Here is a 24,481-nt window from a genome sequence, read left to right on the forward strand (position 1 = left end):
CCAGACAAGGCCGATGCCCTAACTGGCTTTTTCAATCATGTAGCGCACCACACTGCGCAATTGTTCATCAGTGGCCTTAGGAGCCGCACCGCGGGGGGGCATGGCGCCCTTGCCATTGATGACCACCTCCATCAAGGCGTCTTCACCTTTGGCGATCAAGGGCTCCCAACGAGCCTTGTCACCCAGACGGGGGGCATTGGCCATACCGGATGCGTGACAGACCATACACGAGGACTTGTACAGTTTCAGAGCCTCGTCGGAGTCGGCGTGGGCTGCAGGCGCGGCAGCCAGCAAAAGCAAAGCGGCCATGGCGGAGTACATCATGGTGGCGGGGCTATCGGTTCTCATGGGTTTACCCTTTAAACAGTCGGCATGAACGCATGCCCGGCTGATACGTCGTGTTTTGAACAGGGTAGCTTCGGCCCTTGGCCTGCCACCCTGCTGCCTGCTTGATTACTGCACTAGCTGTTGACTACCAAAAATCCCGAGCGAAATTGCTTTGTACACCAGAATCTCAATTCCGCACATCGGGCCCGCCTGCCTGTCTTAGGCTTTGATCGGGCCGGGAGGGCTGACTTGCTTCATCAAGTCATCGTTCCACTCGCCTTCGACCAGCACGTGACCGGCTGCGCCCAGCTCCATCGCCTCGATCAGGTTGTGGTTCACATAGGCGTACACACCGGGCTGCTTGAAGGTGTAGAGTGCCACACCAGCAGAACCACCACGAATGAACCAGGTCTCCAGGTTCTTGGCAGGTGGGTCATCAAACTTGCCCAACTCCCAGACCCAGTCGCCGTGACCGCCAATCAGGTGAGGACGGGTGTCGCGGTTGGCTTGCGAGTGGATGAACAGCACGGTTTCACCGACCTTGGCTTTCATGGCGCCGTCGCCCATCAGGGCCCCCACCTTGCCGTTGAACACCACATGGCTGGGAATCAGGCCGCGCATGGTTTCCAGCGTATCGCCGTAGCTTTCAGCCGAGGAACCATATTTTTTGAAATTGCCCTTTTCGTCGCGGGGAATGTAGAGATCAAATTCACCAATCGTGTAAACACGGTCGTAATGCAAGGCGTTGCCTGCCGGGTCCTTCAGGCCGTCGCGTGGCAATACCATGACCGTGCCATGCATGCCCTGGACCACGTGCCAGGCTACCGAGCCCTCGGGAGCGCAGTGGTACACAAAGGTACCGGTGCGATCCGCCTTGAAGCGCAAGGTGGCTTGTTCGCCAGGGTTCACGTTGGTCAGCTTGGCACCGCCCAGCGCACCAGTCGAGGCGTGAAAGTCGATGTTGTGCGGCATGGTGTTGGTGGCCGGATTCACCAGCGTGAGTTCCAGGTAGTCGCCTTCATGAACCACCATGGTAGGACCGGGCATGGAGTCATCGAACATCATGGCGTGCATGGTGGTCCCATCCCGATCGACCTCGATCTCGCGCTCGGAAATGGTCATGCGAAATTCCACGACACGTGGCTCGGGACCGACTTTCTGCTCGTGCTTGTGGACCATGGGAGGCGCAACCAGATCCACCTTGACCCGTTCCAGCTTGGCGATCTGATCTTCCGTACGCGCTGCCAGCCAAGGCGCATTCTTTTTGGGGGCGGCTGTTTCGCGGGCTTGTACTTGCGCCGCCAACAAAGTGGTTCCTGCGGCGACACCTAGGCCAGCACTTTTCAAGAAATGACGACGTTCCATACTACCTCCGGTTTGATCCAGGCGTAATGCCTGCTGATTAAATGTTTTTCAGATCTAACAGTTACTGAATGTATTGGACCGCAAACAGACTTCGCACTCTTTGCTGCAGCGCAAGCATCTCGTAGAAGCAACAAAAAAACCGCCCGAAGGCGGTTTTTTTCTTAGACGGAATCTCACAGAAGAACAGAGTCCATCCTGGCAAAGGATCAGGATGCCTTTACTGCGCCTGCAGCATGCGCTGCGGCACTGCGACGGCCAGCCATGATACGTACCAGAACTTGCTGGAATACGAGCAGAGCACCGGCAATGAACACAACGTCACCCAAGGTGCGCCACCAGCGCAGGGACTGCAAAATCGGCTGCTGCATGAACGCTTCGCTACGTGCGTACCACATGCCCTCGGAGATGCTGGCCCAGGCCTGGATAATCCCGGCAGGCAGCAAGCTTACGAACATCATCAGAACCAGCCCCCCGTTCAATGTCCAGAACCCCCAACTCATCAGACGATCGTTGTAGCGAACCTCTGGCGAGATATAGCGCACCACCAGCAGGACAAAGCCCAGCGACAGGAAACCATACACCCCGAACAAGGCAGCATGGGCATGCAACGGTGTGGTGTTCAGACCCTGAATGTAGTAGAGCGAGATCGGCGGATTGATCAGGAAGCCAAATACACCGGCACCGAGCATGTTCCAAAATGCCACGGCCACAAAGAACATGACGGGCCAACGCAGATCGTTCATCCAGCTTGCCTGCTTTTGCATCTTCCAGTTGTGGAAGGCCTCATAACCCAGCATGATCAAAGGTACCACTTCCAACGCGCTAAAGGATGCGCCAATCGCCATAATGGGCGTGGTCGTGCCGGAGAAATACAGGTGATGCAAGGTTCCGGGCACACCGCCTACCAGAAACAGGGATGCAGCAGCCAGTCCGGCAATCGTGGCACTGCGTTTGGAGACCAGGCCCAGGGTCAAGAAGATAAAGCCCATGGCAACGGTGGCAAAGACTTCAAAGAAACCCTCTACCCACAGGTGGACCACCCACCAGCGCCAGTACTCCATGATGGTGATGTTGGTATGTTCACCGTAGAACAGGCCCGTACCGTAAAAGAGGCCAATTGCCACGGTGGAAATGGTCAAGAGCACCAGCAGATGATTGTCGCCCTTGTCACGGCGCAGCGCTGGCCACATGCCACGCAACATCAGCAAGAGCCAGAAAGCCAGACCGATGAACTTGATGATTTGCCAGAAACGACCCAGGTCCAGGTACTCGTAGCCTTGGTGGCCGAACCAGAAATTCAGTTCAGGAGGCAGGATATTCTTGATGGCAAGGAAGTTGCCGGCAAACGAGCCAATGAAAAGCACGACCAGGGCACCGAACAGCACATCTACGCCCAGGCGTTGATACTTGGGGTCCTCGCCACCGTTAATCAACGGCACCAGAAACAGACCGGCGGTTAAAAAGCCGCTGGCAATCCACAGCAGCGCAGCTTGAATATGCCAGGTGCGGGTCAAGGAGTAAGGGAACCACTGCGATACGTCTATGCCGTAAAACATCTGGCCTTCAACGGTGTAGTGTGCGGTAAACCCACCCAGAAACACCTGAATGACAAACAGGGCGACGGTCAAAAAGGCGTATTTTTTCAGCGCACGCTGCGAAGGCGTCAGACGAAACGCCAGCACCGGGTCTGTCGCGGGTGCAACCGGCGCGGCCTCCTCTTTGTGGGTGAAGGCCCAGATCCAGACCAGCAGGCCGATGCCGGCCAGCAGTAAAACAATACTGACAATGGACCAGACGATATTGGCCGTGGATGGATGGTTGTCCACCAAGGGCTCGTGCGGCCAGTTATTGGTATAGCTGACGGTCGTGCCGGGACGCTCGGTAACCGTCGCCCAGGACAGCCAGAAGAAAAAGCGGGTCATGTCCTGACGGCGCTGCAGCTCCGGCAAGGTGTTGTCCTTCATGGCAAAGCTTTCACGACTGGACTTGAGCTCAGGGGCGTCGCCAAACAGATCAATATAGTACTGAGCCGTCGTGTCGATGGCCTTGGCACGCCGCTCGCTGATCTGCAGCACACCCGTGGCCTCATCAATGCGGTTGGGACGATATTCGTCCTGCAATTCCTGACGCAAGGTAGCCTGCTGACTGCTGGTGAGCTGGTCGTAATTGAGCGAATAGGTTTGCTGCGCGGCCAGATCCAGCCAGGCCAGCGCTTCGCGGTGCAACCAGTCTGCGCTCCAGTCCGGAGCCTGGTAGGCTCCGTGGCCCCAGATTGATCCCAATTGCATTCCGCCCGTGCTCTGCCAGGCAGACTGGCCGCGATGTATCTGTTCCTGTGATGTAAATTCACGTCCATCCGGGGTAAGGACCTTGACGGGCATCGGAGGTGCTTGACGATACACCTCCACCCCAGTCCAACCGAGAATGGCAAAGGTCACCATGGTGACTGCCACCAGGGACCACCATAGTTTCTTGTAGCTACTACGCATGTTGTTCTCCGTCTCGCTGATGTGTCAAACGACCTGTTCTCCCCCGGTCCTGGCCGGACCTGGGCAGGGGGTCATAAGCGGAGTGGGCACTGCCCCATCGCGATGAGTGACTGCCTGAAAAAGAATCCAGCCCGGTCTCCCCTTGCGCCATGGGCACTGCCGGGGTGCGGAACTGTTTAAGAAGACTGGCCACAGAGGCGCTGCCTGGCTGTTGCAAGCGAGCCAGAACGGCAGCATCCCCTACTGAATCCGGCGTCTCTAAGGACCCGCCAAGGAATCGATGTCTAAAAAAAACCGGCCTGTTTGCATCGTCCGGGCCGCCAAGCGGTGGACGAACCGGAGCACAAGCCGTGTAGCGATGTTCTGCTAAGTCGGGGGTCATGTCATCGTCCTTAAAAATGTATGACAAAACACTTAAAGCAAAGACCGTGCCAACTTAAAAACGATATGGATCAATGGTTCGCTTCCAAACCAGGTATAAACTACCCTAAGAAAACCGGGTATTTTTCACCATAAGGGTATTTTTCACCCATGCTAGATCTCATGATTGCCGATTTGGCCACTGAAATTCCAGGGCCGCTACGCCTGCAGCGCATGGTTCATCTGCTGGCGCGACATTTCGGCTGTGATGCCGCCGGTTTGCTGAAGCTGGACGACACCGTATTACGCATTGTGGCGGCCAGCGGTCTGGGTCATGACACCTTGGGCCGGCATTTTGTCATTGCCGATCATCCCCGGCTGACACGCATTTTGCATACCCCTGGCCTGACGCGCTTTGAGCCCAACTGCGGTCTGCCCGACCCCTACGATGGCCTGCTGGATGACAAGCTGGGTCAGCCGCTGCCGGTCCATGATTGCGTGGGAATCCCCCTGCAGATCCAAGGTGCGGCCTGGGGGATTCTGACCCTGGATGCCTTGCGCCCCGGAACCTTTTCTGCCTCCACGCTGGTGGAACTAAAACACTGGTGCATGGTGCTGGAAAGCGCCATCCGCATCAGCGAACTGGAAGAGGAAAATCGCAGTCTGCGCATGCTCTCTACCCTGCCCCCTGATTATTTGTCGCGCCACAACTCGACTTCCATCATTGGCAACAGCAAGGCGCTTTTGGAGGTCATCCAGCTGCTGGACACGGTTGCCACCTCCGAACTGCCGGTTCTCTTGCTAGGCGAGACAGGCGTGGGCAAAGAGCTGTTTGCACAGCGCCTGCATCAACGCTCGGCTCGCCACCACTCCCCCCTGATTTACGTGAACTGCGCCGCTCTGCCCGATTCGTTGGCGGAGAGCGAACTTTTCGGCCATGTCAAAGGTGCTTTCTCGGGGGCGCACGAACATCGCGCTGGACGCTTCGAGGCCGCGCAGGGCGGCACCCTGTTTCTGGACGAAATCGGAGAGTTGTCTTTGACGATTCAGGCCAAGTTGCTGCGTACGTTGCAAAATGGCGAAATCCAGCGCCTGGGGGCCGACCACCCCATTAAACTGAATGTGCGGCTTGTTGCGGCCACTAACCGGGACCTGAGTCAGCAGATTGCACAAGGCGGTTTCCGGGCCGACCTGTACCACCGCCTGTCCGTTTTTCCCCTGACAATTCCGGCCTTGCGCGAACGCCATCAAGACATTCTGCTGCTGGCCGGTCATTTTCTGGAAATGAATCGCTCCCGACTGGGCTTGCGTGGCATTCGCCTCTCGCCCGACGCGGAAGCCGCTTTACTGGCTTATCATTGGCCAGGCAATGTTCGCGAATTGGAACATCTGATCAGCCGTGCCACCATCCGCCTGTTGGTCGATACGCCAGACCGTAACCAAATATTTACGCTTAGCGCCGATAATCTCAATTTGTTACCTTCTACCCTGGAGCCTGTGGCAGCGGCCACGCAATCTCTGGGAGTGCCACACCCCTCCTTGCGTCAGTCCGTTGAACAATTGCAAGGACGCTTGATCCGGCAGGCTCTGCAGGACAACGACGGTAACTGGAGCCAGGCTGCCCGACAGCTTGGCATGGACCCCAGCAATCTGCATAAGCTGGCCAGCAAACTAGGGCTTAAAACCCGCTCAGAAAGCTTAAGTGATGACTGACATTTCCTACCCCTCCTTGTTAGCCAGCCTGCCCCTGTTCTCTGACCTGGACGCGGCCAGCATCGACCAGCTCTGGCAAGAAGGACGGCTGATCCACTATGACAAGGACAGCCAGGTCTTTCGCCAGGAGCAAAGCAGCGATCATTTTTTTGTGCTGCTGCAGGGCTTGATCAAGGTCGTACGCACCATGCCCAATGGCTCCCAGTTACTGGTCCGTTTCGCCCTGCCCGGCGATGTGATTGGCATTGCCCCCGCCCTGCGGCGACGCAACTACCCGGCCACTGCCATCAGCGTCACGAGCAGCGCCGCCCTGGCCTGGCCAGAAAAGTCCTGGGACAGCCTGACCCAACGCTTTCCTTGCCTGCTCAGCTCGGCGCAGGACACAGTTGCCCAACGTCTGAGTGACGCGGACGACCGCCTACTGGAAATTCACAGTCTGGAAGTGGAGCAGCGACTGGCCCACAGTTTGCTGCGCCTGATTCGCCAGGTGGGCCAAAGCGGTGCGCAGGGGACATCCCTGAGCATTCCCGTGACCCGACAGGACCTGGCCGATCTGGCTGGGACCACCCTGTATACGGCCAGCCGTGTCGTCAGTAGCTGGGATCATCAGGGCTTGATCCTGGCAGGGCGCAAGCAGATAACGATTGCCGACCTGGACAAATTTGCCCGAGCCGTTCTGGAACGCGGCTAAGCGCCCTTAGTCCTCCGTGACAAGACGCAGACCCAGATAGCGCGGGGGCACGCCGACCGAACATGCCCCGGTTTTGGGGTCACGGATGAAGTCGGGCATCACCGCGATATGCTCTCCTCCCAAGGTGCGGACGCCGCAGTTTTCCAGACGGGATTCCGCGCGGGGCATGCTGATGCGGTGAACGCGCACATGACAGGTATTGGTCCATTCGGCCACCTGTCCCCCGGCATCAAACACGCCATAGGCATTGGCAGTACCCTGGCCCAGGGGCGCCAACGGCACCTCCTGCTCCTGCTTGCGCTTATAGCTGTCCTGATATTCCTGGAGCCACAAGGCGGCCTGCTCGTTCTCATCCAGCCCGCCCTGGGCCGATTCAGGCACTTTCTGGTCTGCGAAGTAACTCCATTCCAGATAATCCGGCAAGCGGAACTGCTTGCCGGTGCGCTCGCTGAGCCAAGCCGCATAATCCTGCCCGTCCTGCCAGCTCACCCCCACAACCGGCCGATCTTTGGCCTGTCCCCGGCCCACCGCATCCGCGGCCTTGCACCGCTCGGCACGAACACATTGATCGTAGTCGTACTGGCTGACTTGATACTTCATGACTTTCAAGCTGGGAGCCGGGGCATACATCACGGTATCGGACGCAATCAGGCGCCCATCGAGCAAGTACTCACCAGCCTGCATGACTTCGCGCGCCGGACCGGCCACTTCCACCAACTCTGGCAAGGCGGCTGAATTGTTGGGCTCGCCAGCCGAGCATCCGGCCAAGATGGCCGCTAACAGCACGGTTCCCACTACACGGCTTTGCATTGTGAACTCCCAAAAGACAGCCACCATTGAAACGTAGCCAGTGGTTCATGTCCTTGCGCCAAGGCAAACAGCGTCCTTAAGGCATCAAAATTCTCCGCTCACCCGTTCCTGCCCCTTCCTTGAGCCTTATACTGCTGGTCTCCCATCGGCTCCTTGAACCCTCAGGCCAAAAAAATGAATGCTGACTTGACCACAGGTTCCGAAGATATGGCGGCGGCAGTGCGCCGTCTTGTCCATCTTTATCAAGGGCTGACGCCAGACCGGCTATCCGAGCTGGAGGTCTGTTATGCGCCTGACGCCCATTTCAAGGACCCCTTCAATGAGGTAGAGGGCGTTGCGGCCATCCGCGGCATCTTCGAGCACATGTTTACGGCGTTGCACTCGCCACGCTTTGTCATTACGCAGCAGATCGTCCAGGACCAACGAGCCTTTCTGGAATGGGAGTTCCGCTTCCGCATCAAACGTTGGAAGCCGGATCTTGAACACTGCATCAGGGGAGCGTCAGCGCTGTCCTTTGACGGACAAGGTCGGGTGACCCATCATCGCGATTATTGGGATGCGGCAGAGGAGCTTTATGAAAAGCTGCCCTTGCTGGGTTTATTGATGCGCTGGCTGCGACGCACGATGTCCACATCGGAAAAGTAGCCCCCCTCACACTCCGTCCCCAACACCGGCAGGGTGCGCAGCCTCGGCGCACCGTGTAGTCAGGCATCCACCAATGAAACAAGAGCAGCGTCGAGGCCACGGGGTCCGGCAGGGGGTGCCGGACGGATTCCGGAGACTGTCTTACTGTGCCAAGGACGTACGGCCCGCGCCTGCCAGACCATCAAAGGTGGTGCTGCTCACCCATTCAATGATCTGCTCGTGGGTGTACTGCCCCGACTCTTTAAGAAGGCTCACCACAGGGTCACATGCACGCGCAAACAAGGTGTAGAGCACCAGCTCGACTGGCAGACCCGATTGCAGGCTGCCTGCCGTCTGCGCCTCGATAATCCAGGTGCTCAGACGATTACTCAAGGCAATCAGGCGATCCATGTACTCATCATTTGACTGGAGCGAGGCGCTAAGGCTTGAGTTCTGCGCGGGCAGCGACGGCATTTCCCCTTGCAATTGGGTATCCATCGTCCAGCGCACCACGGATTTGAGCTGATCAATCGCCGTAATGGCTTGGCCTGCTTCAGCAGCATCCTGAGCCTGTTTGCGCAGCTCATCCACAAAAGCCAGGGCGCGATCGAGCACGCCCACCATCGCCGCAGCAGCCAATTCCTCCTTGGATGTAAACAGCTTATATAAGCTGGCCTTGGCCATGCCTGCCTCGGCGGCGACTTGGTCGACCGTCATGGCATCGTAGCCTTTGGTCGCCAAAAGACGGTTAACAGCGGTCACGATGGCTTCTACGCGTACGCGCTGGATTTGTTCTTTGATTGAGGATCGAGCGTTCATGAGATCTATTTTAGGACGAATGAGATCATCTTGCATACCAAATAGTGCAAAAATATTATTTAAGGTTTATAGTTTGAACTAATGAGTTCACCGTTTGATCTTTCCGGTTCATAACCCCCCTGCGCAACACCCCAAGGAGCTGCCATGCGTCGTATCGCTGTCATCGGTTCGGGCATATCCGGCTTGGCCGCTGCCTATCGTCTTGCTCACTCCCAAGACACGCATCGCGTCTGTCTGATTGAAGCCAACTCTTATTTCGGCGGACATGCCAATACGGTCGAGCTCAGCCTGGATGGTATTAGCCACGGGGTCGATACCGGTTTTTTGGTGTTCAACCACCGCACCTATCCCCTGCTCACAAAGCTGTTCAAGGAGCTGGAGGTAGAAACCGCTCCCTCGGAGATGTCCTTCTCCGTGCAGATTCCCCACCCTGATGGCAGACCGGGGCTGGAATGGAGCGGTAGCTCTTTAGGCAGCGTGTTTGCACAGCGCAGAAACTTGATCAGCCCACGCTTTATTGGCATGTTGCTGGAAATTTTGCGCTTCAATCGTCTGACAACGGATATCGCCCAGCGCCAGCTTGAGTCACAACTCAATACGCCCATAGAAACCTTTCTGGATCTGCATGGCTTTGGCAGCACATTTCGCAACAACTACCTGTTGCCCATGATTGGCAGCATCTGGTCTTGTCCGACCGATCAAATGCTCCGCTTCCCCGTCGCTACCCTGATTCGCTTTTGTCACAATCACGGGCTGATCCAGATCACCAACCGTCCCCAGTGGCACACCGTTCGCGGTGGCTCTCAACGCTACGTACGCCGCATCATTGGGCGACTGCAAGAGGACGGCCGCCACGAAATCCGATTGAACACCCCTGTGTTCAGCCTTAAACGTGAAGCACAAAGCGTCATGGTAGAAATGCCTCACGGTACCGAGCAGTTCGATGCTGTCGTGCTGGCCTGCCATAGTGATCAGGCATTGCGCCTGCTGGGCCAGGACGCAACCCAGACAGAGCGTGCCGTGCTGGGCAGCATTCGTTATCAAGCCAATGAAGCCGTATTGCACACCGACACTGCCGTCTTGCCACAGCGCCAGGCCGCCTGGGCGGCCTGGAATTATGAACGCGCCAGCTCGGCGGCTTCCGAGGAAACCGGAGTGTGCCTGCATTACCTCATCAACCGCCTGCAGCCACTGCCTTGGCAACAAGCCGTCGTGGTCTCGCTCAATCCGGCCCGTCCCATAGCCGCGGACAAGGTACATGCGCGCATTACGTACAGCCATCCAGTCTTTGACCATGCCGCCATCCTGGCACAACAACAGCTTGAAAAGTTGCAGGGCCAACGCCGGACCTGGTTCTGCGGTGCCTGGTGCGGCTACGGATTTCACGAGGACGGTTTGCGTTCGGGTCTGAGCGCCGCTGACCAGGTTTTGCTGGCCCTGAACCGTGCGGCGCAGGCGGCCCACACTGAGCTCAGGCAGGAGGAAACCGTATGAGCGCCTCCGCTCTCATTGGCTTTGGTCATATCTGGCATCGGCGGCTGCGGCCAGTCGAGCACGCCTTTCATTACCCTGGTTATTTCCTGCTGCTTCCCATGCGTAGCCTGCGGGAACACCCAGTCCCCGTCCTGCGCCGCAACCAACGCGGCTGGATCAGCTTTCATGACAGCGATCATGGCAATGGCGGTAATGACGCTCTGGCCTGGTTTGAATCTCTGTTAGAGCAGGAAGGTATTGAGGATGCGGATGGCGAGATCTGGCTGCATACCTTTCCGCGCGTCCTGGGCTATGTCTTCAAGCCCGTGAGCTTCTGGTACGCCCATCGGGCCGACGGTTCGCTGGCGGCGATTCTGGCCGAAGTCAACAACACCTTCGGTGAGCGTCATGCCTATCTCCTGGCAGGGCCGCATCTGGGCTGGGATTGCGAACAAGTTGCCAGCAAGCAATTTCATGTGTCCCCGTTTTGCGAAACCCACGGCGAATATCGCTTTCGATTCTCGCGCAATGAAACTACCAACCTGGCGCTCGTCGATCTGTACGACGACGCAGGCCCCCTGTTACGCACAGGTGTTCAAGGAACGCTACACCCCCTGAATGCGGCTACCGTACGCAGGGCATTTTTTGGCACGCCGCTGATGACCCTGGGGGTCATTGTTCGCATCCATTGGCAAGCACTGCGCCTGTGGGCGAAGCGGCTTCCCTTCCATCGCAAACCACCAGCGCCCAAGCGCTCTGTCACACGATGAATACAAGCACCGCCACTCTCTTGAGCAAGTCCGCAAAAGCAAGCAGCGACTTGTCACCTCACGCGAACCGCGTCCTGAAGCTCTTGACGCACCTGCCTCATGGCCAGTTGGAGCTTCAGTTGCCCGATGGGCAAGTGCGGCATTTTCCCAAGCAAAATGCAGTGGAACCCGACGCCCGCTGCGCAATCGGGCAGTGGGAGGCGCTGGACCGCATCCTGAGCTCGGGCGACATTGGCTTTGCCGAAGGCTATATAGAAGGTCAATGGGACACCGATGACCTAAGCGGCTTGCTGCGTCTGTGCATCCGCAACCGCGATCACCTGGAACAACTGGTGTACGGTCACTGGTGGGCTCGACTGGGCTTCAGACTGCGCCATATGCTTCACCGCAACACGCGGGCGGGCAGCGCTAAAAACATTCATGCTCACTACGATCTGGGCAACGACTTTTATCGACTCTGGCTGGACCCAAGCATGAGCTACAGCGCTGCCTGGTTCGAAGGTCTTGACGGCTCGGCCTTGCACAAGGCTGATCTGGAGCAGGCTCAACGCGCAAAAACCAGACGGGCGCTGCGTGAGACAGGACTGCAGCCGGGGCAACGACTGCTGGAAATTGGCTGTGGCTGGGGAGCGCTTGCCCAGACAGCGGCCACGGAGTTCGGCGCGCAGGTGACAGGTGTCACCTTGTCACGCGAACAGCTTGACTGGGGCATGCAGCGCATAAACGAAGCCGGCCTGCAGGAACAGGTTGATCTGCGTTATCAGGACTACCGGGATCTGGCGAAAGAACACGCGGCGCAGCCCTTTGACGCCATTGTGTCCATTGAAATGTTCGAAGCTGTCGGGCACGAATACTGGCGCACCTACTTCAAGACTTTGCATGATTGCCTCAAACCGGGCGGCTATGCCTGCGTGCAGTCCATCACCCTGCGCGAAGACCTTTTTGCCCGTTATTTGCACTCCTCCGACTTTATCCAGCAATTCATTTTTCCCGGAGGGCTGCTGCCCAGTGTCACGGCCTTCGAGCGTGAAGCCCAGCGAGCCGGCCTGACCGTGGTCCGAACAATGAGCTTTGGCAAGGATTACGCCGAAACACTCCGACGCTGGCGTCAGGCTTTTGAGCAAAAGCTCGATGCGGTCCGCAGCCAGGGCTTTGACGAGCGCTTTGTGCGCATCTGGCGATTTTATCTGGCCTATTGCGAGGCTGCCTTTGATATGGGCAACACCGATGTAGTCCAGTTCACCTTGAGAAGGCCTGACCATGACTGATATTCGACGACGCCAAGCCCTGATCGTGGGCATCAGCCTTCTCGCCCCTACCCTTATTGCCATGACCCCTAATCTCTCGGCGACCGCAGCGGCTGCCCCCCAGGAGCTGCGCTCCACCCTGCCCTCTGCCCATCTTGTTGGCAGTGGTCCCATGCGCTTTTTTGGACTGCGGGTTTACGAGGCGCGACTGTGGGCCATGCCGGACTTCGAGCCCAAAGAGTATGCACGCCAGCCCTTCGCATTGGAGCTGATCTATGACCGCAAACTGGAAGGCGAAGCCATTGCCGAGCGTTCAGTTGCCGAAATGCGGCGTGTGGGCAGTTTCTCCGAGCAGCAGGCTCGCCAATGGCTGCTCCTGATGAAAAAGGCTTTTCCGGATGTCCTGGCACAAGATCGCCTGCTGGGCGTGACGGACGGAACCGGCGATGTCCGCTTTTTCCACAATGGACGTGAAACCGCCCGTATTCAGGACACCGAGTACGCGCGCCTGTTTTTTGGAATCTGGCTGTCTGAGCAGACTTCAGCACCGGGCTTGCGAACGGCCCTGTTAGGCAAACGCTGATAAAGGCACAACCATGCGCCCCCCAGGCTCCCGCCCCTTAAAGCCGCTGCATTGGCGTACGGGACTCTCCTATGGAAGTCTTGGCCTGCCGCTGGCATTCGTGTCGCTCCCCTTATATGTGAACCTGCCGCATTACTACGCGGCGGTGGCCGGGGTGCCGCTGGCGGGCCTGGGCGCCGTGCTGCTGGCTACCCGCGCCGTTGACGCGGTGCTCGACCCTGCACTGGGAAGGCTGGCCGATCGTCTTTTGCATCGAGGCCTGGGCCAGGCCTGGCTGGCCGCTTTGTTGGGCAGCCTGATCATGGGCTTGGGTTTTGCCGCACTGTGGCATCCTCCCGAAGGTGGCCCACAAGAGGTGCTGATCTGGCTGGCGCTCAGCCTGCTGGTATGCACCTTGGCCTATAGCGCCGTCAGCATCTTGCATCAGGCCTGGGGGACCCGCTGGGGTGGTGATCCCAATTGGCGTGCGCGTGTCACCGCATGGCGTGAAGGCGCCACGCTTCTGGGAGTCTTGCTGGCCAGCATATTGCCCACCTGGTTAGGCTTTGATGCGACCAGTGTCGTGCTTTTTCTAGCCTTGGCCATAGGCCTGTTCGGGCTGCATCGCCTGCCGCCCGCTATCGCTCAACCCATGGGTTATGCGCGGGGGCACAGCAGTCCTGCATCAACCGCCTCGCCCTGGGCTGATGCCAGTTTCCGCAGGCTGTTATTCGTCTTCATGCTCAACGGCGTAGCCGCCGCCATACCCGCTACCTTGTTGCCCTTTTTCGTGGCGGACCGCCTGCAGGCCCCGGAGATGCAGCCGCTCTTTCTTCTGTGCTATTTCGGCGCCGCCGCGGCAGGGCTACCTTTATGGGTACGGGCTGTCTCGCGCTGGGGACTGGCACCCAGTTGGCGGGCCGGCATGCTGACAAGCGTTGTCGCCTTTTCCCTGACACCCTGGCTTGATGCCGGCGACGGTGGCGCCTTCCTCGTTATCTGCCTGGCAAGTGGGCTGGCTCTGGGCGCGGATCTGGCCCTGCCGGGCGCCCTGCTAACCGGTGTCATCCATGAATCCGGTCAGGGCGGCTCGGGCGAAGGACGATATCTGGGCTGGTGGACTTGTGCTGCCAAGCTCAACCTGGCCCTGGCAGCCGGTCTGTGCCTGCCCCTTCTTTCCGCCCTGGGTTACCAGAGCGGCACAAGCGACCCGGCTGGCCTGCAGGCGTTGGCCTGGGCTTATGGCGGCCTTCCCTGCCTGTTCAAACTATTGGCGTGGGCTGGCCTGTGGCGCGCCGAGCATCTGCACTCATCCTGGAGACTGATATGAAACTGACAAACAGCCTTGTCTCAACCCTGCCCTGGCGGCGCGTCGCCCTGGGACTGACACTTATGGGCACCCTGGCCGGATGCGTGGGACCCACGGTGCAGGACTATGCCCAGGAACGCCCCGAACTGGACCTGCGTCAATATTTCAACGGCCCCCTGACGGCCCACGGCCTGTTCACAGACCGTTCCGGCAAAGTGGTCAAGCGCTTTACCGTGCGCATGACGGGCACCTGGAAGGGCGATGAAGGCGTGCTCGACGAGCATTTTGTCTACAGCGATGGCACCACTCAGCAACGGATCTGGCATTTGAAGCATCTGGGTGATGGCCGCTACAGCGGACGCGCTGACGATGTGGTCGGCCAGGCCCAGGGCCAGACCGCGGGCAACGCCTTTCATTGGAATTACGTGCTGGCACTGCCGGTGGACGGCAAGATCTGGAACGTGAACATGGATGACTGGATGTACTTGATGGATGGCCGCACCATGCTCAACCGCGCCGCCATGAGCAAATTCGGCATTCATCTGGGGGATGTGACACTGTCCTTCATGAAGGAGTAAGTGTGATGACACTGCTACACGCAAAACTCAATCCGCCGCTCAGTCACTGGCAAGGAAAATACGCCTGGATTGTCGGTGCCTCATCAGGCATAGGCAGAGCCACCGCGGAGGCGCTTCATGCGCAAGGCGCGCAGGTCATTGTCTCGGCCAGAGACGCCGATGCACTGCACGAGCTGGCCAAAGGCCGAAACGGGTTTGTCGTCGTCCCGCTGGATGTCACCGAACCTGAAACGCTGGCTGCGGCCAAGCTGAAAGTTCAAGCCTGCGTCGATATTGCTCCCGATCTGGTGCTGTATTGCGCAGGCAGGTACCTGCCACAACGGGCGACCGAGTTCAATCTTCTGGAGATGCAGAAACATCTGGCAGTCAATTATGTGGGTGCGCTGCATCTGCTCGATGCGGTCATCCCGATGCTGCTTGAGGCCGGACGCGGCCACCTGGCCCTGGTGGGTAGCGTGGCGGGCTACCGCGGGCTGCCAATGTCCCTGGCCTATGGGCCCACCAAAGCCGCACTGAATAATCTGGCGGAGAACCTCTATTTGGATCTGCACCCGTTGGGACTGGGCATTTCCATTATCAACCCCGGCTTTGTAGACACCCCGCTGACCGCCCAAAACAGCTTCAAAATGCCCGCGCTCATCACCCCTGAAGAAGCCGCCCGTCATATCTTGCACGGCTGGAAACAGGGGCAGTTTGAAATGAACTTCCCCCGTCGTTTTACCCGCTGGGTAAAGCTCATGCGATGCCTGCCCGATAGCTGGTACTTTTCGGCGGTACGTCGTGTCACTGGAATGTAAACGCAGCCGCACATGGAGACAGCACGCCACGCGCACTACCGCGCCCACACGCTGCGCCTGATACTGGGCGACCAGCTCAACCCACAGCACAGTTGGTTCCAGCAGGTGGACAGGCAGGTGGTTTATGTACTGATGGAGGTGCGTCAGGAAACCGATTACGTCTTGCATCATGCACAGAAAATTCTGGCCATTTTCGCTGCAATGCGCGACTTTGCGCAGCAGTTGCGAGCCGCTGGCCATCGGGTGCGTTATGTGACATTTGAAGACCCCAGCAACCGTCACTCCATCCCCGACAATCTGACGGCACTCGCGGCGCATTACGGTGTGCGCCAGGTGCAATGGCAACACGCTGACGAATGGCGACTGGATACTCAATTGCAACAGTGGGCGGACACGCAGGCCCTGACTTGCTCAGCGGTGGATAGTGAACACTTTCTGACCAGTCGTAATGAACTGGCCACTCAGATGCGCGGTCGTCGTCAATGGCTGATGGAGCATTTCTATCGCCGTATGCGCCGCCGATACCGGTTGCTGCTGGATAATCATGAACAGCCGGTCGGTGGCAAGTGGAACTTTGACCATGAGAACCGCAAACCCTGGCGTGGCACACCGGCTGAACCCACTGACTGGCGGCCCTGCCACGACCACCGTGTGCTTTGGGAAAAGCTGCAGCGTTGTGATGTGCCCAGCTTCGGCGACCCCCAGGCCAACGCCTTTCGCTGGCCACTGAATCGCCAGGAAGCGCTGAGCTGTCTGGAAGCCTTCATCACCCATGCACTGCCGCATTTTGGCGACTACGAAGATGCCATGTCCAGCCAGGCACCACGGCTGTTTCACTCCCTGCTCTCGTTTTCCCTGAACGTCAAAATGCTCCACCCGCTTGAGGTGCTGGAACGGGCCGAACGGGCCTGGCGGGAAGGTCAGGCTCCTTTGGCTGCCGTGGAAGGCTTTACACGTCAAATACTGGGTTGGCGCGAATACGTGCGCGGCATCTACTGGGCCCACATGCCGGGCTACGAAAGCCTCAATGCATTCGGGCACGACTTGCCGCTGCCGCACTGGTTCTGGACAGGGAACACCCGCATGCGCTGCCTGCAACAGTGCATTCAGCAGTCCTTGCAAAGCGCTCATGCTCACCATATCCAGCGCCTGATGGTGATCGGCAACTTTGCTCTGCTGGCTGGGCTCGACCCGGCTGCTGTCCACCGCTGGTACCTGGGCATCTACATTGACGCTTTCGAATGGGTGGAACTGCCCAATACCCTGGGCATGAGTCAGCATGCCGACGGTGGCCTGATTGCCACCAAGCCCTATATCAGCAGCGCCGCCTATTTACACCGCATGAGCGACTACTGTCAGGGGTGTGTCTACAAGCCCACGCAGAAGACAGGGCCACACGCCTGCCCCTTCAATGCCTTGTACTGGGACTTCCTTGCCCGCAATGCCCAAGAGCTGGGTGACAAGGGACGGATGACATTGATGTATCGCCAATGGCAGAAAATGCCTCCCGAACAACAAGCTGCTCTGCGCACCCACGCAGAGCAGCTGCGCCAGAACCTGGGCACTCTGTAAGCCCCCCACATTGACCGAGGCCTGACATGCAATCCCTGCCCACCGCTTACCATGCTCTTATTCTGGGCGGCTCTGGCGCCATTGGCGGTGCCATGGCCGCCCAGTTGGCCGCCGACCCTCGCTGCAGCGAGCTTGTTAGCCTGCACCGGCGCAGCACACCCGCCCTGGACTTCGATCAGCCACAGACGATCGCCGCAGCGGCCCGAACCTTGAGCACACAAGGCCCCTGGCATCTCATCGTGCTTGCGACCGGCATGCTCAGTGGTCCTACCGGGGGCCCTGAAAAGCGCTTGGCCGATCTGAATGCCGATCACCTGATGGCCAGCTTTAACACCAACGCGATAGGCCCGGCCCTGGTATTGGCCCATTTTGCACCGTTGCTGCCCAAGCACGAGCGCGGCATCCTGGCTGTGCTGTCGGCAAAGGTAGGCAGCATTGGCGATAACCGCCTGGGCGGCTGGTACAGCTACCGGGCCTCCAAGGCGGCGCTGAACATGCTGCTCAAAACCGCATCGATCGAGCTGGCACGCACCCATCCTCAGGCCGTGCTGGCCGCGCTGCACCCGGGCACTGTTACCTCAGCCTTGTCGGCTCCCTTTCGGGGCGCTCAAATCGGCCGCCCGCCTGCCGATGCGGCGCACGCGTTGCTGGCCACGCTAGACACACTCAGCCCAAAGGACAGTGGTGGTTTCTGGGCCTACAATGGTCAGGGACTGCCTTGGTAAGTTCTTTGCTCACCTTCACACACGGAGAATTCCATGCGCATCCTTCTGACAGGAGGCACGGGCCTCATTGGACAGGCCCTTTGCCGACACTGGCAACAACACGGCCACGAACTCTGGGTGTGGAGCCGAAAGCCCCAGCAAGTCCCCCAACTGTGCCCAGGCGCAACGGGCATCGCCGTGCTGGACGAGCTCAATGGCAGCGCGCCATTTGACGCGGTCATCAACCTGGCCGGCGCCCCAATTGCCAATCAACGCTGGACTGAGGCACGGCGCCAGCTTCTATGGCAAAGTCGGGTCGATCTGACACGCCGTCTGGTGGACTGGATGGGGCGACAAGCGTCGGTGCCCCCCGTCTTGATCTCGGGCTCAGCGGTAGGCTGGTACGGCGATGGCGGAGAGCAGCAACTGACCGAGGCCAGCGCACCGGGCAACAAGGACTTTGGCAGCCAGCTTTGCGTGGCCTGGGAGCAAGAGGCCGAACAAGCTCGCCAATGGGGGGTACGCGTGGTCTTGCTGCGTACCGCGCCCGTCTTGGCCAAAAACGCCGGGATGTTGGCTCGGCTGCTCCCCTCGTTCAGGCTGGGACTGGGTGCCAGACTGGGCGATGGGCAACAATGGATGCCGTGGATACACCTTGAAGACCAGGTCGCGCTTATCGACTACCTATTGCACAACCAGAGCTGTGAGGGTCCTTATAACGCGTGTGCGCCTCAGCCGGTGCGCAATGCAGAGTTCACCCGCGTCCTGGCTCAGGAGCTAGGCAAGCCAGCACTGTTTCATGCCCCGGCCTGGGCGCTGCGTCTGGCCTTGGGAGAGATGTCCGTTCTGCTGCTCGGCGGGCAACATCTGATTCCGCTGCGGGCCCAGCAAGCAGGTTTCAGCTGGCGCTACCCTGATCTGTCCGAGGCCTTGAGGGATCTGCTTCACAAAGCCTGAAAGCACGGTGTACAAGGACAGCGCCGCGATTTTGCCCCACGACCCTGCCCTATGAAACGGCCGCGCCCAATAGGCGCGGCCGTCGTCTTGTCTGCTTAAGTCAGGAAGTTCACAAAGCCAGTGATGATGACGGCGTTGAAAAAATCGATGAACAAGGAGCCGACCAGGGGAATCACAAAAAAGGCCTTGCGCGAAGGGCCATTATCTTCGGTGAAAGCCTGCATATTGGCCATGGCATTAGGCGTGGCACCCATGCCGAAACCACAATGCCCGGCCGACATCACTACCGCGTCATAATCCTTGCCCATGACCTTGAACGTCACATATCTGGCAAAGAAGAACATCAACACCGTTTGCGCAATCAGGATGACCAGCAGCGGCCCGGCCACCTCGGCCAGTTCCCACAATTTCATCACCATCAAGGCCATGACCAGGAAAAAGGCCAGGGACACATTGCCGATAATCTCAAACTCTTTTTCAGGCAGACGATAGCGACGCCAGTCAATCACGTTGCGGATGATGGCAGCCACCAGCATGGCTCCCAGATAGGCGGGCAACACAATCCCGCGCTCGCTCAGCCATTCGATAATGACACTGCCCACACCAATCGCGATGGAGAGCAGCACCACAGCATAAACAGGCATCTCAAAACCGCCCTCGTCGGTCTGAACAACTTCTTTAACCGTGGTTTCTGTAGGGTGAGCGGCATCCGCACCTTCGTGCTGGCGACGGTGGCGACGGTGTGGAGCGGGACCGTCGATCTTGTATTTCTTCATCAAGCGCTTGCCCAACGGACCACCAATGACGCAGCCCATCACCAGCCCCCAGGTGGAAGCGGCAATGGCGGCAGGCAAGGCGCCTACGGCGCCGGCACGCTCAAGCAAGGGACCAAAGGCAGCCGAAGTACCGTGGCCGCCCGTCATGGAGATGGACCCGGCCGCCAGACCCAGGAGAGGATTGGCGTTCATCAAAGCAGCCAGGCTTACGCCCATCACGTTCTGCAGAATAATCAGGGCAACGGCACAGCCCAAAAACAAGCCGACCGCCACGCCCCCTTTTTTCAGCAGCTCGAAACTGGCTGAAAAGCCGATGGTGGTAAAAAAGGCCATCAGCAAGAAGTTGCGTATATCGTCGTTGAACGCAAAGCTAAACGAACCGGTCTGGTGGCCAACCAAGGCGATCAAAGCAAAAATCAAACCGCCAATAATGGGGCTGGGAATAAAATATCGGGCCAGCACAGCAACACGATTCTTTATATATTCTCCCAGCACGAGAAAAACAGCCGCCAAACCTACCGTTTGCGCTATATCGAGCTGAATGTTCATCTATCCGTTCCTTACATCTTTGGGATAAGGGGCCTGTACCTATGTGTCTGACAGAGGCTTCAAACCAATTTGTTCAAATAGGCATGTCCATCGTCGCTACTTCGTCCTTGTGGGGCAAAGGCATGACCACCAACAGCGTAGTAAAACCGAGAAAAATAACACGAACAGGTGCCTAATGCCGCCAATTCCCACGAATAAGACCGCTCTATTACAAAAAAACCCGCCACAAGGCGGGTTGGAGAAAGAAGCGGGCTTAGCGGTCGCGCTCTACCGAAAACGCGCACAAACTTAACAAAACCTGTTTGAATTCGCTCTCGGGCACATCCGCCAGCGCCTGAACCGCCAGTTGTGCTTCGGCCTTGGCCGCTTCACGGGTGTAAGTGAGCGCATCAGTCTGTTCGATGGCGCGGGCCACTGCGGCAAAATCGGCATCGCCGGTTTCAATCGCCGACTTGATGAGTTGAACCTGCTCGGCCGTACCCACTTCCATGACACGGATCAGAGGCATGGTCGGTTTGCCCTCACGCAGATCGTCGCCTACGTTCTTGCCCAGGGCCTGGGCGTCGCCAGTGTAATCGAGCACATCGTCCACCAGTTGGAAGGCCGTACCCAAATGACGACCGTAAGCGGCCATGGCCGCTTCCATGTCGGGCGAGGCGCCCGCAACAATCGCACCTACCTGTGCAGCCGCCTCAAAGAGCTTGGCCGTCTTGTAACGCACCACCTGCAGGTAACGCTCCAGCGAGACGTCGGGATCATGTACGTTCAGCAGCTGCAAAACCTCGCCTTCAGCGATCACGGTAGTGGCTGCCGAGAGCACGGCCATGGCAGGCATGGAATTGGACTGCACCATCATCTCGAACGAGCGCGAGTACAGATAGTCGCCTACCAGTACGCTGGCTGCATTGCCATACACCGCATTGGCGGTATGACGACCGCGACGCATATCGGACTCGTCAACCACATCGTCGTGAAGCAGGGTGGCCGTGTGGATAAACTCCACCACGCCCGCCAATAAATGGTGTGTGCTCCCCTGATAGGCCAGCGCGCGGGCTACCAGCAACAGCAGCGCAGGACGCATGCGCTTGCCACCTGCACTAACGATGTATTCACCAATTGTGCGTATTAGCACCACATCCGAATTCAAGCGTTCACGAATGACGACATCAAGAGCCTTCATGTCGTCGGCAATAGGTTCAATCAGGGTGGACAGGTTCAAAACAGAATTCCGGACGAGTAAGGGAGGGGGCCGCTGTCGGCCAATCGTAACTTGGTGATTATACGATTTTGAATCGCTTTGGGCCCATTGTTACGCCTCAAGCACAACAGTGATCGCAGAAAAAGGTGCCAAATTAGCGATAATAAGCGTTTCAACCTGAATCGGAGACCGTCTTGAGCTCGCAAGACCTGAGTACCCTGATCAGCCGGGCCGAGCGGGTTCTCGCTCAACTGGAAGCCTGGTTGCCGCCTGCTCCCCCCCCTATCGACTGGGACTGCACGGCGTTTCGCTGGCGCAACAATGGTTCGCGTGGCTGGCTGGAGGGCGTGCAGCACGTCGCCACCATTCGCACCGACGATTTGCATCATATTGAACGTCAAAAGAGCATTATTGAGCGCAACACCCGTCATTTTCTGGACGGCAAACCGGCCAATAATGTATTGATGACAGGGGCTCGCGGCACCGGCAAAAGCTCGCTGGTCAAAGCCATGCTGGCCAAGTTTGCCGATCAGGGCCTGCGTCTGATCGAAGTGGACAAATCCGATCTGGCGGACCTGGGGACCATTATCGACCTGATCAGCTCCCGCCCCGAACACTTCATCATCTTCAGCGATGACCTGTCGTTCGAAGAAGGTGAAGCGGGTTACAAAGCGCTCAAATCCGTTCTGGACGGCTCCGTGGCCTCGCCCGGCGACAATGTTCTGATCTACGCCACCTCCAACCGACGCCATCTGATGCCCGAATACATGAAAGAGAACCTGGGGGTCTCCACATCGGCAGACGGTGAGATCCACCCCGGCGAGGCAGTAGAAGAAAAGGTATCCCTGTCCGAGCGCTTTGGACTATGGTTGTCGTTTCACCCCTTTAAACAAGACGACTACCTGGACATTGTGTACTACTGGCTGGGCGCATTGGGCTGCCCGGCAGAACACATCGAAAGCTCGCGCATGGAAGCCCTGCAATGGGCGCTGGAGCGCGGCTCGCGCTCGGGCCGGGTAGCACGTCAATTTGCTAGAGATTGGACCGCTAGACATGTCTAAACCCACGCTGGAAGTGGCCGTTGGCGTTTTATTGAACCCCGACGGCCGGGTGTTGCTGGGAAAACGCCCGGCCGATAAACCGTGGCCGGGCTGGTGGGAACTGCCGGGCGGCAAGATTGAGGCGGGCGAGAGCGTTCTCGAAGCGCTGGTACGGGAACTGCGCGAAGAGCTCGGAATTGAAACCACGCTTGCGCATCCTTGGGTCACCTACACCCACGAATACCCAAAAAATTTCGTCAAACTCTCTTTTTGTCTGGTGCGGGAATGGGAGGGCGAGCCCCAATGCCTGGAAGGACAGGAGCTTGCCTGGGTCAACCCCCAGGGGCCGCTGGAGGTAGGGCCTGTGCTGCCGGCCACGGAGCCACCCATGAAGTGGCTGCAGCTGCCCGAACGCTACCTGATTACCCATATTGAAGAACCAGGCCGCCTGCCCGCCTACCTTGAACAGCTGGAGCAGGCCCTGCAACAGGGACCGGCCCTGGTCCAGTTTCGCGAACCGGCCTGGGCTGCCCGCCCCGATGCCGAATTTCATCTTCATCAGGCGTTCCTGCAGGTCGTCACGCTGTGCCAACGGTATCAGGCCCGCTGCCTGGTCAACAGCCTGCATCCAGAAAGTTGGTGGGATCACGCCGATGGCGTGCATTTGCGCGCCAGCGACGCCCAAGCCTTGTCCGCCAAATGCCACGATACCCTGACAAGCGTTCCCGCGATCAGCAAGGGCCTGATCGGCATGTCCACGCACAATGAAAGCGATATTGAAATCGCCCGCAAAATCCAGGCAGATTTCCTCGTGCTGGGTCATGTGCTGGACACCGCTTCGCATCCCGACGAACCCGGCATGGGCTGGGCCCGCTTTGCCCGTCTGGCAGAACAGGCCGGCCTTCCCGTCTTTGCCATAGGCGGACAATCGGCGCATACCCTGGCCGACGCACGCACGCATGGCGCACACGGTATTGCCGGCATGCGTCACATGCTGGACAACAACCCGGCATGACGCCCCACGTCACCATTTCAGAGCACGAAGGTGTCCGTTACCTGCACCTGGGTTCAGCCTGGGTGCAGGGGGCCATGCGCCTGGCCGCCCCCGATCAGCTTGAGCTGCACTACATCCGACAGATGATGATCTGGACGCTGTTTCAGCATGCCCCTCAACGCATTGCCCAGCTCGGGCTAGGCGCAGGCAGTCTGACACGTTTTTGCTACCAGCATTTTCCACAAGCGCGTATCGACGCGGTGGAAATCAACCCGGAAGTGGTGCGAGCCAATCGCCTGTTGTTCCATCTGCCGCCCGATGACGAGCGTTTGAGCGTGCATACGGTCGACGCACTGGACTATCTGGATGCCCTACATGGCGAACTGGATGTGCTGCAGGTGGATGTGTACTCCGATCAGGCCGAACATCCCGCCCTGGAAAGCCAGGACTTTTACCTAGCCTGTCGGCGAGCCTTGGGTCCGCAGGGTTTGTTGACGGTCAACCTGCTGGGCTCTGAGCTGGTTCATGCTCGCAATCTGCATGCGCTGCAAAAAAGCTTTGCCGCCGTAGTCTGGTTACCAGAAACACACGACGGCAACCTGGTCGCGCTGGCGTTTGTTGACCCGCCACAAATTGATTTTGATGATTTATACGAGCGTGCCGATCAGATTCAAGCCACCTTGGGCTTGGCTGACGGCGAAGAATGGGTAGAGGGACTCTACGCCTGGATGGACCAGGAATAAATCCCCCCTCGCAA

At 58.5% G+C, this 24,481-nt stretch carries 23 protein-coding genes; 16 read left to right on the forward strand and 7 right to left on the reverse strand.

Annotation, left to right across the window (positions count from 1 at the left end; genetic code table 11):
- Positions 1–18: 18 nt before the first annotated feature.
- The 3 genes from V6936_RS16205 to V6936_RS16215 all read right to left on the reverse strand — a co-directional run bounded on the left by V6936_RS16205 (position 19) and on the right by V6936_RS16215 (position 4,181).
- Positions 19–348, reverse strand: a complete 330-nt coding sequence (locus tag V6936_RS16205) for a c-type cytochrome (RefSeq protein ID WP_003801964.1) — start codon at positions 346–348, stop codon at positions 19–21.
- Positions 349–546: 198 nt separating this feature from the next.
- Positions 547–1,692, reverse strand: coding sequence for a copper-containing nitrite reductase (gene nirK / locus V6936_RS16210; RefSeq protein ID WP_003801966.1), 1,146 nt, complete (start codon positions 1,690–1,692; stop codon positions 547–549).
- A 206-nt stretch (positions 1,693–1,898) separates the two neighbouring features.
- Positions 1,899–4,181 (reverse strand): nitric-oxide reductase large subunit, encoded by a 2,283-nt coding sequence (locus V6936_RS16215; protein ID WP_003801969.1) that lies wholly within the window; start codon positions 4,179–4,181, stop codon positions 1,899–1,901.
- Between the two features lie 531 nt (positions 4,182–4,712).
- On the opposite strand from V6936_RS16215, the gene norR reads away from it, so the two are divergent.
- Both norR and V6936_RS16225 read left to right on the forward strand, forming a co-directional pair.
- Positions 4,713–6,254 carry a nitric oxide reductase transcriptional regulator NorR gene (gene norR, locus V6936_RS16220; RefSeq protein ID WP_003801971.1) on the forward strand — a complete coding sequence of 514 codons (1,542 nt, stop codon included), beginning with the start codon at positions 4,713–4,715 and terminating at the stop codon, positions 6,252–6,254.
- A complete protein-coding gene (locus V6936_RS16225) occupies positions 6,247–6,945 on the forward strand; it encodes a Crp/Fnr family transcriptional regulator (RefSeq protein WP_003801973.1) in 699 nt (232 codons plus the stop codon). The genes norR and V6936_RS16225 overlap by 8 nt, the downstream gene beginning before the upstream one ends.
- 6 nt (positions 6,946–6,951) lie before the next feature.
- Here V6936_RS16225 and V6936_RS16230 read toward each other — a convergent pair whose 3' ends face one another.
- The gene (locus V6936_RS16230; protein WP_003801976.1) at positions 6,952–7,755 is read right to left on the reverse strand and encodes a formylglycine-generating enzyme family protein; all 804 of its coding nucleotides are present in this window, start codon (positions 7,753–7,755) and stop codon (positions 6,952–6,954) included.
- A 174-nt stretch (positions 7,756–7,929) separates the two neighbouring features.
- On the opposite strand from V6936_RS16230, the gene V6936_RS16235 reads away from it, so the two are divergent.
- Entirely contained in the window at positions 7,930–8,400 is a 471-nt protein-coding gene (locus V6936_RS16235; protein WP_131070925.1) for a nuclear transport factor 2 family protein, read from the forward strand.
- 141 nt (positions 8,401–8,541) lie between these two features.
- Here V6936_RS16235 and V6936_RS16240 read toward each other — a convergent pair whose 3' ends face one another.
- A complete protein-coding gene (locus V6936_RS16240; RefSeq protein ID WP_039943394.1) occupies positions 8,542–9,198 on the reverse strand; it encodes a TetR/AcrR family transcriptional regulator in 657 nt (218 codons plus the stop codon).
- Between the two features lie 144 nt (positions 9,199–9,342).
- Between V6936_RS16240 and V6936_RS16245 the strand changes: the two genes are divergently transcribed.
- From V6936_RS16245 to V6936_RS16290, 10 genes are read left to right on the forward strand one after another with little or no spacing between them, the layout of a single operon-like run.
- Entirely contained in the window at positions 9,343–10,692 is a 1,350-nt protein-coding gene (locus V6936_RS16245) for an NAD(P)/FAD-dependent oxidoreductase (RefSeq protein ID WP_131070926.1), read from the forward strand.
- Positions 10,689–11,441 carry a DUF1365 domain-containing protein gene (locus V6936_RS16250; protein ID WP_131070927.1) on the forward strand — a complete coding sequence of 251 codons (753 nt, stop codon included), beginning with the start codon at positions 10,689–10,691 and terminating at the stop codon, positions 11,439–11,441. Before V6936_RS16245 ends, V6936_RS16250 begins: the two co-directional genes overlap by 4 nt.
- Complete coding sequence (locus V6936_RS16255; protein ID WP_131070928.1) at positions 11,438–12,709, forward strand: SAM-dependent methyltransferase; 1,272 nt, start codon at positions 11,438–11,440, stop codon at positions 12,707–12,709. The genes V6936_RS16250 and V6936_RS16255 overlap by 4 nt, the downstream gene beginning before the upstream one ends.
- Entirely contained in the window at positions 12,702–13,271 is a 570-nt protein-coding gene (locus V6936_RS16260) for a chalcone isomerase family protein (RefSeq protein ID WP_336580126.1), read from the forward strand. Before V6936_RS16255 ends, V6936_RS16260 begins: the two co-directional genes overlap by 8 nt.
- A 13-nt stretch (positions 13,272–13,284) precedes the next feature.
- Positions 13,285–14,580 (forward strand): MFS transporter, encoded by a 1,296-nt coding sequence (locus V6936_RS16265; RefSeq protein WP_003801990.1) that lies wholly within the window; start codon positions 13,285–13,287, stop codon positions 14,578–14,580.
- Positions 14,577–15,137, forward strand: a complete 561-nt coding sequence (locus tag V6936_RS16270; protein ID WP_131070929.1) for a DUF3833 domain-containing protein — start codon at positions 14,577–14,579, stop codon at positions 15,135–15,137. Before V6936_RS16265 ends, V6936_RS16270 begins: the two co-directional genes overlap by 4 nt.
- 5 nt (positions 15,138–15,142) lie before the next feature.
- On the forward strand, positions 15,143–15,934 hold the full coding sequence (locus V6936_RS16275; protein ID WP_131070930.1) for an SDR family NAD(P)-dependent oxidoreductase: 792 nt from the start codon (positions 15,143–15,145) through the stop codon (positions 15,932–15,934).
- Between the two features lie 12 nt (positions 15,935–15,946).
- Positions 15,947–17,506 (forward strand): cryptochrome/photolyase family protein, encoded by a 1,560-nt coding sequence (locus tag V6936_RS16280; protein ID WP_131070931.1) that lies wholly within the window; start codon positions 15,947–15,949, stop codon positions 17,504–17,506.
- A 26-nt stretch (positions 17,507–17,532) separates the two neighbouring features.
- The gene (locus tag V6936_RS16285) at positions 17,533–18,231 is read left to right on the forward strand and encodes an SDR family NAD(P)-dependent oxidoreductase (protein ID WP_131070932.1); all 699 of its coding nucleotides are present in this window, start codon (positions 17,533–17,535) and stop codon (positions 18,229–18,231) included.
- Between the two features lie 33 nt (positions 18,232–18,264).
- On the forward strand, positions 18,265–19,167 hold the full coding sequence (locus V6936_RS16290; protein WP_059318230.1) for a TIGR01777 family oxidoreductase: 903 nt from the start codon (positions 18,265–18,267) through the stop codon (positions 19,165–19,167).
- 95 nt (positions 19,168–19,262) lie between these two features.
- Here the strand turns inward: V6936_RS16290 and gltS are convergent, their stop codons facing one another.
- Both gltS and ispB read right to left on the reverse strand, forming a co-directional pair.
- Positions 19,263–20,492: a sodium/glutamate symporter gene (gene gltS / locus V6936_RS16295; protein WP_003802010.1), complete on the reverse strand. Its 1,230-nt coding sequence runs from the start codon at positions 20,490–20,492 to the stop codon at positions 19,263–19,265.
- 253 nt (positions 20,493–20,745) lie between these two features.
- Positions 20,746–21,711, reverse strand: a complete 966-nt coding sequence (gene ispB / locus V6936_RS16300; protein ID WP_003802015.1) for an octaprenyl diphosphate synthase — start codon at positions 21,709–21,711, stop codon at positions 20,746–20,748.
- Positions 21,712–21,884: 173 nt separating this feature from the next.
- Between ispB and V6936_RS16305 the strand changes: the two genes are divergently transcribed.
- The 3 genes from V6936_RS16305 to V6936_RS16315 are packed head-to-tail and all read left to right on the forward strand — an operon-like array spanning position 21,885 to position 24,467.
- Positions 21,885–22,751 carry an ATP-binding protein gene (locus V6936_RS16305; RefSeq protein WP_003802018.1) on the forward strand — a complete coding sequence of 289 codons (867 nt, stop codon included), beginning with the start codon at positions 21,885–21,887 and terminating at the stop codon, positions 22,749–22,751.
- Positions 22,744–23,745 carry a Nudix family hydrolase gene (locus V6936_RS16310; protein ID WP_059318229.1) on the forward strand — a complete coding sequence of 334 codons (1,002 nt, stop codon included), beginning with the start codon at positions 22,744–22,746 and terminating at the stop codon, positions 23,743–23,745. The genes V6936_RS16305 and V6936_RS16310 overlap by 8 nt, the downstream gene beginning before the upstream one ends.
- Complete coding sequence (locus V6936_RS16315) at positions 23,742–24,467, forward strand: spermidine synthase (RefSeq protein WP_336580127.1); 726 nt, start codon at positions 23,742–23,744, stop codon at positions 24,465–24,467. The genes V6936_RS16310 and V6936_RS16315 overlap by 4 nt, the downstream gene beginning before the upstream one ends.
- Positions 24,468–24,481: the final 14 nt, after the last annotated feature.

It is taken from the genome of Alcaligenes sp. CHO6, assembly GCF_037120595.1.
Taxonomy (GTDB): domain Bacteria; phylum Pseudomonadota; class Gammaproteobacteria; order Burkholderiales; family Burkholderiaceae_B; genus Alcaligenes; species Alcaligenes ammonioxydans.